The following is a 13084-nucleotide window of genomic DNA, read 5'->3' as shown; positions in this document are numbered from 1 at the left end:
GCTGACTGCGCCTGATTGTTGATTTCATTGAACATTCCTTTTCCAGAGGGAAAAGGTGTCAACCCAATTCAGGACGGGTCAAGGCATAAAAAAAGGCCCGGCATTGCCGGGCCTTCTTCGATCCTGCCCCGCCGCGAGGCTTACAGGTTCTCTTCGGTGGTCTGGATCACGAACTTCCTGCGCATCGCCTCGACGTAGGCCTTGGCTGCGGCCATGCCGTCGATCTGGCTCAGCTGATCCTTGAGCTGCTTCTGCTGCTCGGCGGTCACTTCCTTGATGTCGCCCGGGTTGACCTTGTTCACGGCGAACAGCAGCGCGTGGCCGTTGACGTCGACCTTGCCGTAGCTCGGCTTGCCTTCCGCCGGCACCGGCGCACTGAAGATCGCGCGGTTGATTTCCGGGGTCGGCACCGGCTGGCTGCGCGGCAGGCCCGGCATCGGGCTCAGCTGCAGCTTCTCGCTGGCGGCCAGCGACTGCAGGGTGGCGCCCGCCTTCAGCTTGGCCAGCACGGCGTCGGCGGCCTTGTCGCTGGCCTGGCGCTGGCGGTCGGCGCGGATCGCGGCGATCACCTGTTCACGCGCCTTGTCCAGCGGCGTTGCCTGTTCCGGGGTATGCGCGGCAACGCGGATGACCACGCTGTGGTTGGTGGCACCGCCCAGGGCGATCGGGTCGCTGGCAGTACCATCCTGCACCAGCACTTCGGAGAAGGCGGCGCGCAGCACGGCCGGATCAGTGGCAATACCGCTGGCGGTGGCACGGGTGATCGGGCCCAGGGTCTGCAGCGGCAGGTTCACTTCCTTGGCCGCAGCAGCCAGATCACTCGGGCTCTTGTTGATGGCATCGACCAGGTGGCCGGCCAGCTCGTTGAAGCCGCGCTCGCCGTCGGCCTTCAGCTGCTCGGCGGCCAGCGTGTCACGCACTTCCTCGAACGACTTGCCTTCGCCGCCACGCACCGCGGCGACCTTGATGACGTGGTAGCCGAAGTCGGTCTTGACCGGGCCGATCACGTCACCCGCCTTGGCGGCGAACAGGGCGTCTTCGAACGGCTTGACCATCGCGCCACGCTCGACCCAGCCCAGATCACCGCCCTGGTCCTTCGAACCCGGGTCTTCCGAATTGGCCTTGGCCAGTGCAGCGAAGTCGGCACCCGCCGCCTTGGCTTCGGTGGCGATCTTGTTCGCCTTGGCTTCGGCACCGTCACCGGTGATCAGGATGTGCGCGGCCTGGCGCTGTTCCGGCGAAGTGAACTTCGCCTTCTCGTCCTCAAAGCGCTTGCGCAGGGTCGCTTCGTCGGCCGCGGTCGGTGCCGGCAGGTTGGCGCCATTGATCTCGACGTATTCCAGCGACACGCTTTCGGCCTGGCGGAAATCCTTGCCGTGGCTGTCGTACCACTGCTTGATCTGCTCATCGGTGACCGGCGCGGTATCGGCCGGAACCTCCGGCAGCGCGGCCAGTTCGACGTCGCGGGTCTCACCCAGCAGCTTCAGCAGGCGCTCGGTCTCGGACTGGGTAACGAAGCCCGAGTTCTGCAGGCCCGACGGAATCACCGACTGCTGCAGGCTCTCACGCACCAGTTCCTGGAACTGGGTCGGCGTGCGCGGCGGATTGCCACCGGCCAGAGCCAGGCGGTAGTTGTTCTCGTTGAACTTGCCGTTCGAATCGAGGAAGGCCGGGATGGTGGCGATGTACTCGCGCACCGCGCCATCGCCGATCACGACACCGGCCTGCTCGCCGACCAGGCGCACGACCTGTTCGTCGATCAGCTGATCGAGCACGGCCAGCTTGTTTTCGGTGCTTTCAAACGCGCGCGGGTCGAAATTCTCGCCCTGCTGCTGGCGCTCACGCATGCGCTCCTGCTCGAAGCGGGTGCGGAAATCCTGCGCGCTGATCTCATGATGCTGCCACAGCATGCGCACCGGCCACCACGACGGTGCCGAACGCCACCAAGTCGGCGGCGCGGAAACCTTGGCCACGTTCTGTGCGCCAACGCCACCGAGGTAGCTGTTGTCGATCACGAACAGGAACGGAATCATCAGCAGCCCCAGGATCACGGTGACGATCCAGCCTGAGGTCTTGTCGCGGAGTTTCTGCAGCATGGTGAGGAATCACAAGGCCTGATTGGCGAGCCCGGCAGTGTAACCCGCTTCGTCGCAGGGACCAAAAGCAGCGCCGGCGCGGCCTGCGCCGATCTCCGCGGACCTGTGCCGTCAGCACCTCGGCAGGCCTGCTGCCGCAGGGCACAAAGAAAAAGCCCCCGGCTTGCGCCGAGGGCTTTTAAAGTTGGCGGAGCGGACGGGACTCGAACCCGCGACCTCCGGCGTGACAGGCCAGCATTCTAACCAGCTGAACTACCGCTCCGCGCTGAAACTTTGCAGGCGCCCAGTATATCCGAAGACTCCCTGGAAACCCAGCCCGATGAACACTTTTTTCAAAGTTTTTTCACAGGGACTTAAGAATTCTGCAATGGCGGAGCGGACGGGACTCGAACCCGCGACCTCCGGCGTGACAGGCCAGCATTCTAACCAGCTGAACTACCGCTCCGCATTGTTGCTATTTCCTGTTTTCCCACCGGCCTGGACCGGGGAGAAAACAAAGCCTCCAGCTTTTGGCCGGAGGCCTCGTTGAATGGCGGAGCGGACGGGACTCGAACCCGCGACCTCCGGCGTGACAGGCCAGCATTCTAACCAGCTGAACTACCGCTCCACACTCAAACTTTTACCGCGGTGCTGTGGTGGGTGCTGAGGGTTTCGAACCCCCGACCCTCTCCGTGTAAAGGAGACGCTCTACCGCTGAGCTAAGCACCCCAGCGAGCCGCTTAGTTTACAGCATCCTTCAGGGCCTTGCCAGCCTTGAACGACGGATTCTTCGAAGCAGCGATCTTGATGGTGTCGCCGGTCTTCGGGTTGCGGCCGGTGCGCGCAGCACGGTCGCGGACCTGGAAGGTACCGAAGCCAACCAGGGTGACCGCATCGCCGTCCTTCAGCGCCTTGGTGACGGCAGCAACGACGGCATCGACAGCGCGGCTGGACTCGGCCTTGGTCAGGTCGGCAGCTTCAGCAACGGCATCGATCAATTCGGTCTTGTTCATTCTCTACAACTCCTTTGGCGGTGGGTTCCGCTTATTCGACAGGGAAGCAACCGCACGCCTTCTGCATGCGGCCGCCATGTGGAAACGGTTCGCCGATTCAGTCATCGCTGACAGCGATCACTCATTCGCGAGTGCTGCTTTTATACCAGTGGCCCTACCCCCACGCAAGCTGGAAAGCCAGCAACGACGCGGGTTTCGGGCCATCGGACAGCGCGCGTCAATGCTTGACGCGCGCGCTTCCACTCGGTTTGGCCTTGCTGCGCACCGTGACACGCTGCGCACTCTTGCGCGCCTTCTTCGGTGCCAGCGGGCGCTCCAGCGCCAGGTCCAGGACTTCTTCGATGTACTTCACCGGCACGATCTCCAGATCGCGGGTGACGTTGGCCGGAATATCTGCAAGGTCCTTGCGGTTCTCTTCCGGAATGATGACCGTGCGGATACCACCGCGCAGTGCGGCCAGCAGTTTCTCCTTCAAGCCACCGATGGCGGTGACACGACCACGCAGGGTGATCTCACCGGTCATCGCCACGTCGGCACGCACCGGCACCTTGGTCAGCATCGACACCAGCGAGGTGACCATTGCCGCACCGGCACTCGGTCCGTCCTTCGGCGTGGCACCATCGGGCACGTGCAGGTGCACGTCGTGCTTCTGCAGGAAGTCGCTGTCGATGCCAAAGCCCACGGCGCGCGAACGCACCACCGACAACGCCGCCGACGCCGATTCCTTCATCACGTTGCCGAGCTGGCCGGTCAGGATCAGCTGGCCCTTGCCCGGCACCAGCGTCGATTCGATCTGCAGCAGATCGCCACCGACTTCGGTCCACGCCAGGCCGGTGACCAGGCCGATCTCGTTCTCTTCCTCGGCGCGGCCGAAATCGAAGCGACGCACACCCAGGTACTTGTCCAGGTTCTTGCTGGACACGCTCACCAGCGCCTTGGACTTCTTCGCGCCCTTCTTCGCCTTCACCGGCTGCGGACCGGCCAGCGCGATCTCCTTCACCACCTTGCGGCAGATCTTGGCGATCTCGCGTTCCAGGTTGCGCACGCCCGATTCGCGCGTGTAGTAGCGCACGATGTCCTGGATCGCATCGCTGCCGATCTCCAGCTCTTCCGGCTGCAGGCCGTTGGCCTTGATCTGCTTCGGCACCAGGTAGCGGGTGGCGATGTTGAGCTTCTCGTCCTCGGTGTAGCCGGGGATGCGGATCACTTCCATGCGGTCCAGCAGCGGGCCGGGAATATTGAGCGAGTTCGAGGTGGCCACGAACATCACTTCGGACAGGTCCAGGTCCACTTCCAGGTAGTGGTCGTTGAACGCGTTGTTCTGCTCCGGGTCGAGCACTTCCAGCAGCGCCGACGACGGATCGCCACGGAAGTCCATCGACATCTTGTCGATCTCGTCGAGCACGAACAGCGGGTTCTTGCTGCCGACCTTGTTGAGGTTCTGCACGATGCGGCCCGGCATCGAACCAACGTAGGTACGACGGTGGCCACGGATCTCGGCTTCATCGCGAACGCCGCCCAGCGACATGCGCACGAACTTGCGGTTGGTAGCCTTGGCGATGGACTGGCCGAGCGAGGTCTTGCCCACGCCCGGCGGCCCGACCAGGCACAGGATCGGGCCCTTCATCTGCTTCACGCGCGACTGCACCGCCAGGTATTCAAGGATGCGCTCCTTGACCTTCTCCAGGCCGTAGTGGTCGGCGTCGAGGGTGTCCTGTGCGGCCTTCAGGTCCTTGCGCACCTTGCTGCGCTTCTTCCACGGCACGCCCAGCAACCACTCCAGGTAGTTGCGCACGACGGCCGCTTCAGCCGACATCGGCGACATCTGCTTGAGCTTGTTCAGTTCATTGCGTGCCTTGGCTTCAACCGCCTTCGGCATGCCGGCTTCGGCGATCTTGCGGGCCAGCTCTTCCAGCTCGCCCGGTGCATCGTCCAGGTCACCCAGTTCCTTCTGGATGGCCTTCATCTGCTCGTTGAGGTAGTACTCGCGCTGGCTCTTCTCCATCTGCGACTTCACGCGGCCGCGGATGCGCTTTTCCATCTGCTGCACGTCGATCTCGCCATCGACCAGGCCGACCAGCATCTCCAGGCGGTCACCGACGGCCAGCGTTTCCAGCAGGCGCTGCTTGTCGGCCAGGCGCACGCTGATGTGCGCAGCGATGGTGTCGGCCAGGCGGGCCGGCTCATCGATGCCCGACAACGTCTGCAGCAGCTCCGGCGGCAGCTTGCGATTGGTCTTCACGTACTGCTCGAACAGCGACATCAGCGAGCGGGCGATCGCCTCCACCTCGCGTGCTTCGCGCTCGTCGGTGGCGTCGATCTCCACGGCCTGGCCGTGCAGCGAACCGTTACGCTCGTCGACGTGGGTGACCTGCACGCGCGACAGGCCTTCGACCAGCACCTTGATGGTGCCGTCGGGCAGCTTCAGCAACTGCAGCACCTGCGCCAGCGTACCGACCTGATAGAGGTCGGCCGCATGCGGGTCGTCGGTCTCGGCCGACTTCTGCGCCAGCAGCAGGATGCGCTTGTCCGCCTCCATTGCCTGTTCGAGCGCGTGCATGGACTTGTCACGGCCGACGAACAGCGGGATGACCATGTGCGGGAACACCACTACGTCGCGCAGCGGCAGGACCGGCAGGTCGAGGGTTTCACTTGGGGAACGGGCCATGGGGGCTCCAGGGAAGGGGGAAAACCGCCTCCGGGAGGGCATCTTCCGGAGACAAAAAAAGCCGATGGCCCCGTTATGGGGCCATCGGCTTTCAGATGCAAGGCATTCCTTGAAAATCCTTTCCAATCAACAACCTGGAAGGATCACTCGGCGCCTGCGGCCTTCTGTTCAGGGGCCGCTGGGGACTGGTAGATCAGGTACGGCTCGGACTTGTGCTCGATCACCGACTCGTCCACCACCACCTTGCTGACGTTTTCCTGCGACGGCAGGTCGTACATGGTGTCCAGCAGGACCGATTCGACGATGGTACGCAGGCCGCGGGCACCGGTCTTGCGCTTGAGCGCCTTGCGGGCAATGGCCGACAACGCGTCCGGGCGGAACTCCAGCTCGACGTTCTCCATCTCGAACAGCTTCTTGAACTGCTTGGTGATGGCGTTCTTCGGCTCGGTCAGGATCTTGATCAGGGCCGGCTCATCCAGCTCCTCCAGGGTCGCCACCACCGGCAGGCGGCCGACGAACTCGGGAATCAGGCCGAACTTGATCAGGTCTTCCGGCTCGACTTCGGCCAGCACCTTGCCCACTTCCTGCTTGCGCTCGCTGCTCTTCACCTTGGCGCCGAAGCCGATGCTGCCGACGTCGGTGGAACGGGCCTGGATCACCTTGTCCAGCCCGGCGAACGCGCCGCCGCAGATGAACAGGATGTTCTTGGTGTCCACCTGCAGGAATTCCTGCTGCGGGTGCTTGCGGCCGCCCTGCGGCGGAACGCTGGCCACGGTGCCTTCGATCAGCTTCAGCAGGGCCTGCTGCACGCCTTCGCCGGACACATCGCGGGTGATCGACGGGTTCTCGCTCTTGCGCGAGATCTTGTCGATTTCATCGATGTAGACGATGCCCTGCTGCGCCTTCTCGACGTCGTAGTCGCACTTCTGCAGCAGCTTCTGGATGATGTTCTCCACGTCCTCGCCCACGTAACCGGCTTCGGTCAGCGTGGTGGCGTCGGCCATGGTGAACGGCACGTTGAGAAGGCGGGCCAGGGTCTCGGCCAGCAGGGTCTTGCCCGAACCGGTCGGGCCGACCAGCAGGATGTTCGACTTCGCCAGTTCGACGTCGTCGTTCTTCTGCCGGCTCTCGATGCGCTTGTAGTGGTTGTACACGGCCACGGCCAGCGTGCGCTTGGCGCGGTTCTGGCCGATCACGTACTGGTCGAGGACCTCGAGGATCTCGCGCGGCTTGGGCAGCGAACTGCGCGCCGACTGCGCCTTTTCCTCAAGTTCCTCACGGATGATGTCGTTGCACAGCTCCACGCACTCATCGCAGATGAATACGCTCGGACCCGCAATCAGCTTGCGCACTTCATGCTGGCTCTTGCCGCAGAAAGAGCAGTAGAGGATCTTGCCGGTGTCCGTGGAACGACCTTGGCGGTCTTCGCTCATGCTTCGCTTACCCAGTTACCCCACCCGCTGAACGGGGGTTCGATTCGAGAATAGCACAGGGCCGAGGGGACACCAGTCCCGCCCGACCCTGCAGGAACGGGGCCTCCCTGGCCCCGTGATGGCCGGTCAGCCGGCCTGGATCGACTCGTCCGGACGACGCTCCAGGACCTGGTCGACCAGACCATAGGCCTGCGCCTCGAAGGCGCTCTTGAAGTTGTCGCGCTCGGTGTCGCGGGCGATCGTCTCCAGCGACTGGCCGGTGTGCTTGGCCAGCACCTCGTTCAGGCGCGAACGCAGGGTCAGGATCTCACGCGCGTGGATGTCGATGTCGGTGGCCTGGCCCTGGTAGCCACCCAGCGGCTGGTGGATCATCACGCGCGAGTTCGGCAGCGCATAGCGCTTGCCAGCTTCGCCCGCGGCCAGCAGCAGGGCGCCCATCGAGGCGGCCTGGCCGATGCAGGTGGTGCTCACATTCGGCTTGATGTACTGCATGGTGTCGTAGATCGCCATGCCGGCGGTGACCACGCCACCCGGCGAGTTGATGTAGATGTTGATGTCCTTTTCCGGGTTCTCCGACTCCAGGAACAGCAACTGCGCCACCACCACGTTGGCCATGTGATCGTCGATCGGGCCCACGAGGAAGATCAGGCGCTCCTTCAACAGGCGCGAATAGATGTCGTAGGCACGCTCGCCGCGGCTGGTCTGCTCGACCACCATCGGAACCAGGTTCAGGGCTTTGGTTCGGTTGTCCATTACGTGAGGTACCTATCTTGGGGGGCAACAACCCCGCGCCGGCAAAGGCGCGGGGCATCCGGTGATCCGCCCGGGCTTACTGGCGGATCGCGTCCTGGAACGACAGCTTCTCTTCGGTGTGCTGGGCACGCTCGGCGATCCAGTCGATCACCTGCTCTTCCATCACACGGTTCTGCAGGCCAGACATCAGCTGGGGGTCGTTGCGGTACATCTCAATGACCTGTTCCGGCTCTTCGTAGGTCGAAGCGATCAGACGCATCGTTTCGTTCAGGCGCTTGGCTTCCAGGCGCAGGTCGTTGATGCGGGCCACTTCACCGACCAGCAGGCCGACCAGCACGCGCTTGGCGGCCGCTTCCTTGAAGCCTTCGTGGGCATCGGCCGGGATCTCGCCGACGTTCTGGCCGTTGCGGCGGATCTGCTCGACCTGCTGGGCCAGCATGGCGCGGGCTTCGTTCTCGACCAGGCGCGGCGGCATTTCCACCGACGAGTAGGCGGCGATCAGCTGCTCGCCCACTTCGCGGCGCAGGCGGTTCATCAGAGCGCCCTTCAGCTCGCGCTCCAGGTTGGCGCGGATGTCGCTGCGGAACTGCTCGACGTCGCCGCCCTTCACGCCGAAGCTCTTGATGAAGGCTTCGTCGACCGCCGGCACGACCGGCTCGGACACTTCGGCGACCTTGACGGTCACCTGCACGGTCTTGCCGGCCAGCACCGGCACGCGCCAGTCAGCCGGGAACTCGACGTCCAGGGTCTTTTCTTCGCCCTTGGCCAGGCCGACCAGGCCCTTTTCGATGGTGTCGAACATCATGCCCTGGCCGAGCACGATCGAACCCTTCTCGGTGCCCTCGGCCGGCAGGCGCTCTTCGCCGGCCTGCGACCAGGTTTCCACCGCGACCAGGTCACCGTCCTGCGCGCCACGGCTGACCGGGGCCCAGGTACGACGCTGGTTCTGCAGGTTCTCGATCATCTGATCGATGTCGGCGTCGGTGATCTCGGCGCTGTGGCGCACGACGGTCAGCTTGCTGACGTCGATGTCGCCGAAGTCCGGCACCACTTCCACGGTGGCCACGAAGGAGAATTCACCCTCGTCGCCCTTGTCGATGCGCGGGCTGCCGACGATGCGCAGGTCGTGCTCACGCACGGCGGCATCGAAGGTTTCGCGCAGCAGGCCGTCCAGCGCCTCGCCACGGACCTGCGCGCCGAAGCGCTGCTCGATCACCTTGGCCGGCACCTTGCCCGGACGGAAACCCTTGATGCGGGTGGTACGGGCGATTTCGCCCAGGCGGCCGACGATGTGGCTCTGCAGACGCTCTTCCGGCAGCGAGAAGCTCAGGCGGCGTTCCAGGTTGCCGGTGGATTCGATCGAAGCTTGCATGTTGACTCCTGCCACCGGTGGCCCACGCCCCCGGCTCGATGATTGGGATGAAACGGTTGTAAGGACACGACGTCTGGGACGCGCCTGCTTGCCGCAGCCCTTTAGTTTCGCCCAATTCGGCCTGCACTGCCAGCGCGTGCCGGTCAAGGGGGCGCAGATGGCCCGATCAGGGCGGGGACAGGCCGGCACTGGTGCGAAAGGGGGGACTCGAACCCCCACGCCTTGCGGCACTGGAACCTAAATCCAGGGCGTCTACCAATTCCGCCACTTTCGCGTGGCCGGCTCAGGCGTTCATTGTCGCAGGCGGGGGCTGGAAGCGGAAGGCCTGCACAAAACTGAATCTGCAGCGATGCGCGCGGCCCCTGCATCGCTGCCGTCCCGGCGGGCGCACCACCCGCCAGGACGACTGCGGCTTACTGCTGCGGTACAGCGCGGGCCGGTGCCATGCCTGCATGTTCGGCGGGCGCCTCCCCCTTGCGGATCTCCACGCCCCCGTCATCGGTACGGCGCAGAGCCACCGACTCCGGCATGGCCTTGCGCACATCCACCGAACCGTCCGCATTGCGCTGCACATCCACCGCGTCAGGCAGGACCTCCGCTTCCGCAGGCTGAGCTGGCTGCATCTGCATGGCGTCACCCACCGGGCGCGCCGGAGTGCTCTCCGTGCCCGCATCGCGTTCAACGGTCTTCGCGGGACCATTGGCTGGTGCGCAGGCCGCCAGCGCCATCAACGCGAAGGGAACCCACAGCGTGCGGTGCAATCGATTGATATCAGCCATCAACATCTTCCTTCGTGCATGCGCCATCGGCGCGGAAGATCCATTGGGTGCGATGCGGGACGCGATGCGGTGAGAAGCAGCGCACAGCATTGAAAACACTGATGACGCGTATGTCCCTGATTTCAGCATCGCTTCAGTAGATTCACGCCATGCGCCGTTTCAGTCGATGAAATGCCACCCGGCGCGCAGACAAGAAAAAAGCCACTTGGCGAACCAAGTGGCTTTCGTCTGGTGGGCTGTCAAGGATTCGAACCTTGGACCTATTGATTAAGAGTCAACTGCTCTACCAACTGAGCTAACAGCCCGAAATCGGGGCGCGAATTATGACCCGATCCGCTCGGTGGGTGCAAGCACTTTTTTCAACATCGTTGAAACCAGCACTGCGGTCCCGCTGCATTGCAGATCCACGGCCAAGCGGGGCTCTGCAACCCGTCATCCATCGAAACGATGGGAGTCACACTTATAAGAAAAAAGCCACCTGGGATACCAGGTGGCTTCTGTCTTGGTGGGCCGTCAAGGATTCGAACCTTGGACCTATTGATTAAGAGTCAACTGCTCTACCAACTGAGCTAACGGCCCGTAAAACTCAGACGCACATTGTAGCGTGCTTTCTGTTTATTGCAATACCGTTTCGGCTGCGCCGATGCGGTTGAATCAGTGGGGTGGCTGAGGGGATTCGAACCCCCGACCACCGGAATCACAATCCGGTACTCTAACCAACTGAGCTACAGCCACCACTGAAACTTTCGCTCCACCGCCGATGAGGCTGACGCTGGACCTTGATGCTTTGCTAGCGGGTGGAACCAGAAGTCCGTCCCCCGAAGCGAGTCCGGCATTTTCCGGGAGTCGCGAAGGAATTGCAAGCACTTCTTCACATTGATGTGCAGGGGCCGGAACAGGAGATCAGGGCTGCTCCGCCTGGATCACGCGCACGGTGTCCCCATGCTCATCCAGGAATGACAGCGTGGCCTCCCCCTTCGGCGTGACCTGCAACTGCAGGCGCGGCCGGCCCGCTCCGTCGAGCAACTGAAGCATCGCATTGCGCGACTGCGTCCTGCCAGGAAACACACGACGGGTAATCGCTTGCACACCCTGCGCGTGCAAGCACTCATCTTCGGCCGAGAACATCGGCCGCAGCTGTCCATCGGCGACATCGTTTCGATCACGTCGAACGACACACTGCGTTGGGCCGTCGCCCCCATCAGCAGGCCAATCAACGCCAGCCGGGTGACACCGCCGCAGTACAGGGTAGGTCGCCGTTGGTGCCTGCGCAGTTGATGCACTTCGGCCAGCACCTGCTCCACATCTCCCGCGTCTTTCGAAACCGCATTTCATGCCGAGCACCAGAAGGTGCGTGCCGCACGCACCGAAGGTCAGGCGCTGGCAAACAGCTCATCCGTCGTCGGACGCGCTGCCGAGATCGTGAACTTTAAGTGAATGGATCATGAATGGATCTGGAACGGCAATGGGGGAGATCCATTCATACAACGTTAGCTGCAGGACATGGAACGCAGGGCGCGCGTTTGCAACCATGCCGGTTCCTGCAATGAAGGTGAGATCAATAGATGAGCAAGCGGCTAATCGGATTCGTCGCGCTGGCAGCCGTGCTGGCAGTGGCAGCCGTTGCAATGTCCGGCTACCGGCAGCAGGCAACTGCGGATGCCACGGCAGAGGAATCCGGGAAGAGTGGCAGCCTCGATGAACGGCCTGACCAGGGAAGGCAGCTTCCGGCGTCAGGTGCGGCGGCCGCGCAAAGGCTTGAGCGGGACAACAAGATCCCGCCGGGCTCGTACAAGGCCGTGGGCCCCAAGGCCTACGAAATCGTAAGAGGCAATGAGTTCCGGCCTCCCGGTGACGCGCTTGCCCACGTCAAGCAACTGATGCTGCGCTCCGAATCCGGAGATGCCACGGCAACCTACGAAATCTATCGAACCATCGAGCAATGCCAGACCTTCATCTCGGATCGCGCTGACAAGCTGGCGGATTCGGCCACCACGGTCGGGGCCGGCAACTGGTTCCTGGAGCGGTCGGAACGAATCCTCAAAGAGTGTGAGTCGCTGGCTCTGGATCAGGACATCTATCACGCCGATTGGCTTTCGAAGGCCGCCGCCATGGGCTCGCAGGAAGCGATGCGCGCCTACTCGCGATCGCCGGAGAAAGTCATCGGTTCGCTTGATGACGCAATCCGTGATCCCGCGGCGCTCGAGGCGTGGAAGGACACCGCCACCGGATATCTGCGCGAACTGGAATCACAAGGGAACGTCAATGTCATCAGCGACATGGCGATGGCCTACACCTATGGCGGCATCGTTCCTGCGGATCCCGTTGCGGCCCTGGCGTACACCCGCGTCCTCAACCGGCTGGACCCACGTTTTGCCACCACCAATGACATTGCCAACCATGAGAAAAACCTGAGCAGCCAAGAGAAAGAGAAAGCCCGCATTTCATCGAACGAAATCTTCAAGAACTGTTGCATCCCACGATAAGGACCTATTGTGAAAGCTAGACTGATTGGGATTATCCCTTCGCTTGGTAGAAACTCCATTCCCGCCATTGCAGGCGTGCTGCTGTTCATGGCGGCCGGGAGCCTTCAAGCGAAAAAGCTTCCTGGCGTCATCAACTGCACCGCCGGATGCACGCTGACAACCCCGTATCCCGATCCGGTGACCAACCAGCAGCTTTCCCAAGAGGTCCAGAAGCTCAATGACGGCCGGACCACGGTCTGGACTGCCCAGACGCGCGTCCAGACCGGCGATGTCCTGACCGTCTGTAACGGTATTTCCTGCGTCAACTACACGTGGCGAGGTGCAGGTTTCGACTCCGGCGAAGTGATTTCGACCGTCCTCCCGCCCAACTCCCGCGGCGGTGGTGGTGGCGGCGGCGGTGGCGGCGGTGGTGGCGGCGGCAGCGGCCCGATCAGCGGCGGCTGCCACGGCAACTGCGGCGGTGGCGGCAAGGTGCGGGTGGGCGAACTGGAACAGATGTGATCCA

10 protein-coding genes and 8 tRNA genes are annotated in these 13084 nt (G+C 63.2%); 2 read left to right on the top strand and 16 right to left on the bottom strand.

Translation table 11 applies throughout. The features are described 5' to 3' along the window. Positions 1 to 140: 140 nt before the first annotated feature. The 16 genes from ACMZ91_RS19365 to ACMZ91_RS19290 form a co-directional block, all read right to left on the bottom strand. The gene (locus ACMZ91_RS19365) at positions 141 to 2096 is read right to left on the bottom strand and encodes a peptidyl-prolyl cis-trans isomerase (protein ID WP_049461399.1); all 1956 of its coding nucleotides are present in this window, start codon (positions 2094 to 2096) and stop codon (positions 141 to 143) included. Between the two features lie 185 nt (positions 2097 to 2281). Beyond that, positions 2282 to 2358: transfer RNA gene (locus ACMZ91_RS19360), tRNA-Asp, on the bottom strand. Between the two features lie 106 nt (positions 2359 to 2464). Continuing rightward, positions 2465 to 2541, bottom strand: a tRNA-Asp gene (locus ACMZ91_RS19355). 85 nt (positions 2542 to 2626) lie between these two features. Continuing rightward, positions 2627 to 2703: transfer RNA gene (locus tag ACMZ91_RS19350), tRNA-Asp, on the bottom strand. Positions 2704 to 2729: 26 nt separating this feature from the next. Next, positions 2730 to 2804: transfer RNA gene (locus ACMZ91_RS19345), tRNA-Val, on the bottom strand. Positions 2805 to 2815: 11 nt separating this feature from the next. After that, on the bottom strand, positions 2816 to 3088 hold the full coding sequence (hbs, locus tag ACMZ91_RS19340) for a non-specific DNA-binding protein Hbs (protein WP_004146343.1): 273 nt from the start codon (positions 3086 to 3088) through the stop codon (positions 2816 to 2818). A 217-nt stretch (positions 3089 to 3305) separates the two neighbouring features. Continuing rightward, the gene (lon, locus tag ACMZ91_RS19335; protein ID WP_049422624.1) at positions 3306 to 5756 is read right to left on the bottom strand and encodes an endopeptidase La; all 2451 of its coding nucleotides are present in this window, start codon (positions 5754 to 5756) and stop codon (positions 3306 to 3308) included. A gap of 143 nt (positions 5757 to 5899) precedes the next feature. Then, positions 5900 to 7189, bottom strand: a complete 1290-nt coding sequence (gene clpX, locus ACMZ91_RS19330; RefSeq protein ID WP_049463494.1) for an ATP-dependent Clp protease ATP-binding subunit ClpX — start codon at positions 7187 to 7189, stop codon at positions 5900 to 5902. Between the two features lie 126 nt (positions 7190 to 7315). Continuing rightward, complete coding sequence (gene clpP / locus ACMZ91_RS19325) at positions 7316 to 7942, bottom strand: ATP-dependent Clp endopeptidase proteolytic subunit ClpP (RefSeq protein WP_004146318.1); 627 nt, start codon at positions 7940 to 7942, stop codon at positions 7316 to 7318. Between the two features lie 76 nt (positions 7943 to 8018). Next, positions 8019 to 9314 (bottom strand): trigger factor, encoded by a 1296-nt coding sequence (gene tig / locus ACMZ91_RS19320; RefSeq protein WP_049400909.1) that lies wholly within the window; start codon positions 9312 to 9314, stop codon positions 8019 to 8021. A gap of 189 nt (positions 9315 to 9503) precedes the next feature. Next, positions 9504 to 9588, bottom strand: a tRNA-Leu gene (locus ACMZ91_RS19315). Between the two features lie 139 nt (positions 9589 to 9727). Beyond that, positions 9728 to 10093: a hypothetical protein gene (locus ACMZ91_RS19310; protein ID WP_049463492.1), complete on the bottom strand. Its 366-nt coding sequence runs from the start codon at positions 10091 to 10093 to the stop codon at positions 9728 to 9730. 229 nt (positions 10094 to 10322) lie between these two features. Further along, positions 10323 to 10398: transfer RNA gene (locus ACMZ91_RS19305), tRNA-Lys, on the bottom strand. A 198-nt stretch (positions 10399 to 10596) separates the two neighbouring features. Further along, a tRNA-Lys gene (locus ACMZ91_RS19300) sits at positions 10597 to 10672 on the bottom strand. Positions 10673 to 10751: 79 nt separating this feature from the next. Further along, positions 10752 to 10828 (bottom strand) — tRNA-His (locus tag ACMZ91_RS19295). Between the two features lie 168 nt (positions 10829 to 10996). Beyond that, positions 10997 to 11221, bottom strand: coding sequence for a hypothetical protein (locus tag ACMZ91_RS19290; protein WP_049461432.1), 225 nt, complete (start codon positions 11219 to 11221; stop codon positions 10997 to 10999). Positions 11222 to 11658: 437 nt separating this feature from the next. On the opposite strand from ACMZ91_RS19290, the gene ACMZ91_RS19285 reads away from it, so the two are divergent. Continuing rightward, the gene (locus ACMZ91_RS19285) at positions 11659 to 12579 is read left to right on the top strand and encodes a hypothetical protein (RefSeq protein WP_032129316.1); all 921 of its coding nucleotides are present in this window, start codon (positions 11659 to 11661) and stop codon (positions 12577 to 12579) included. Positions 12580 to 12588: 9 nt separating this feature from the next. Beyond that, positions 12589 to 13080 (top strand): hypothetical protein, encoded by a 492-nt coding sequence (locus ACMZ91_RS19280; protein WP_162292252.1) that lies wholly within the window; start codon positions 12589 to 12591, stop codon positions 13078 to 13080. Positions 13081 to 13084 lie beyond the last annotated feature (4 nt).

The organism is Stenotrophomonas sp. FR024 (assembly GCF_047500745.2).
GTDB classification, from domain to species: domain Bacteria; phylum Pseudomonadota; class Gammaproteobacteria; order Xanthomonadales; family Xanthomonadaceae; genus Stenotrophomonas; species Stenotrophomonas maltophilia_A.
This window is presented reverse-complemented; position numbering and strand designations above follow the sequence as displayed.

Coding starts and splice junctions, on each gene's coding strand:
- ACMZ91_RS19365 (WP_049461399.1), bottom strand. CDS start 2,096: ATGCTGCAGAAACTCCGCGACAAGACCTCAGGCTGGATCGTCACCGTG.
- hbs (WP_004146343.1), bottom strand. CDS start 3,088: ATGAACAAGACCGAATTGATCGATGCCGTTGCTGAAGCTGCCGACCTG.
- lon (WP_049422624.1), bottom strand. CDS start 5,756: ATGGCCCGTTCCCCAAGTGAAACCCTCGACCTGCCGGTCCTGCCGCTG.
- clpX (WP_049463494.1), bottom strand. CDS start 7,189: ATGAGCGAAGACCGCCAAGGTCGTTCCACGGACACCGGCAAGATCCTC.
- clpP (WP_004146318.1), bottom strand. CDS start 7,942: ATGGACAACCGAACCAAAGCCCTGAACCTGGTTCCGATGGTGGTCGAG.
- tig (WP_049400909.1), bottom strand. CDS start 9,314: ATGCAAGCTTCGATCGAATCCACCGGCAACCTGGAACGCCGCCTGAGC.
- ACMZ91_RS19310 (WP_049463492.1), bottom strand. CDS start 10,093: ATGGCTGATATCAATCGATTGCACCGCACGCTGTGGGTTCCCTTCGCG.
- ACMZ91_RS19290 (WP_049461432.1), bottom strand. CDS start 11,221: ATGTTCTCGGCCGAAGATGAGTGCTTGCACGCGCAGGGTGTGCAAGCG.
- ACMZ91_RS19285 (WP_032129316.1), top strand. CDS start 11,659: ATGAGCAAGCGGCTAATCGGATTCGTCGCGCTGGCAGCCGTGCTGGCA.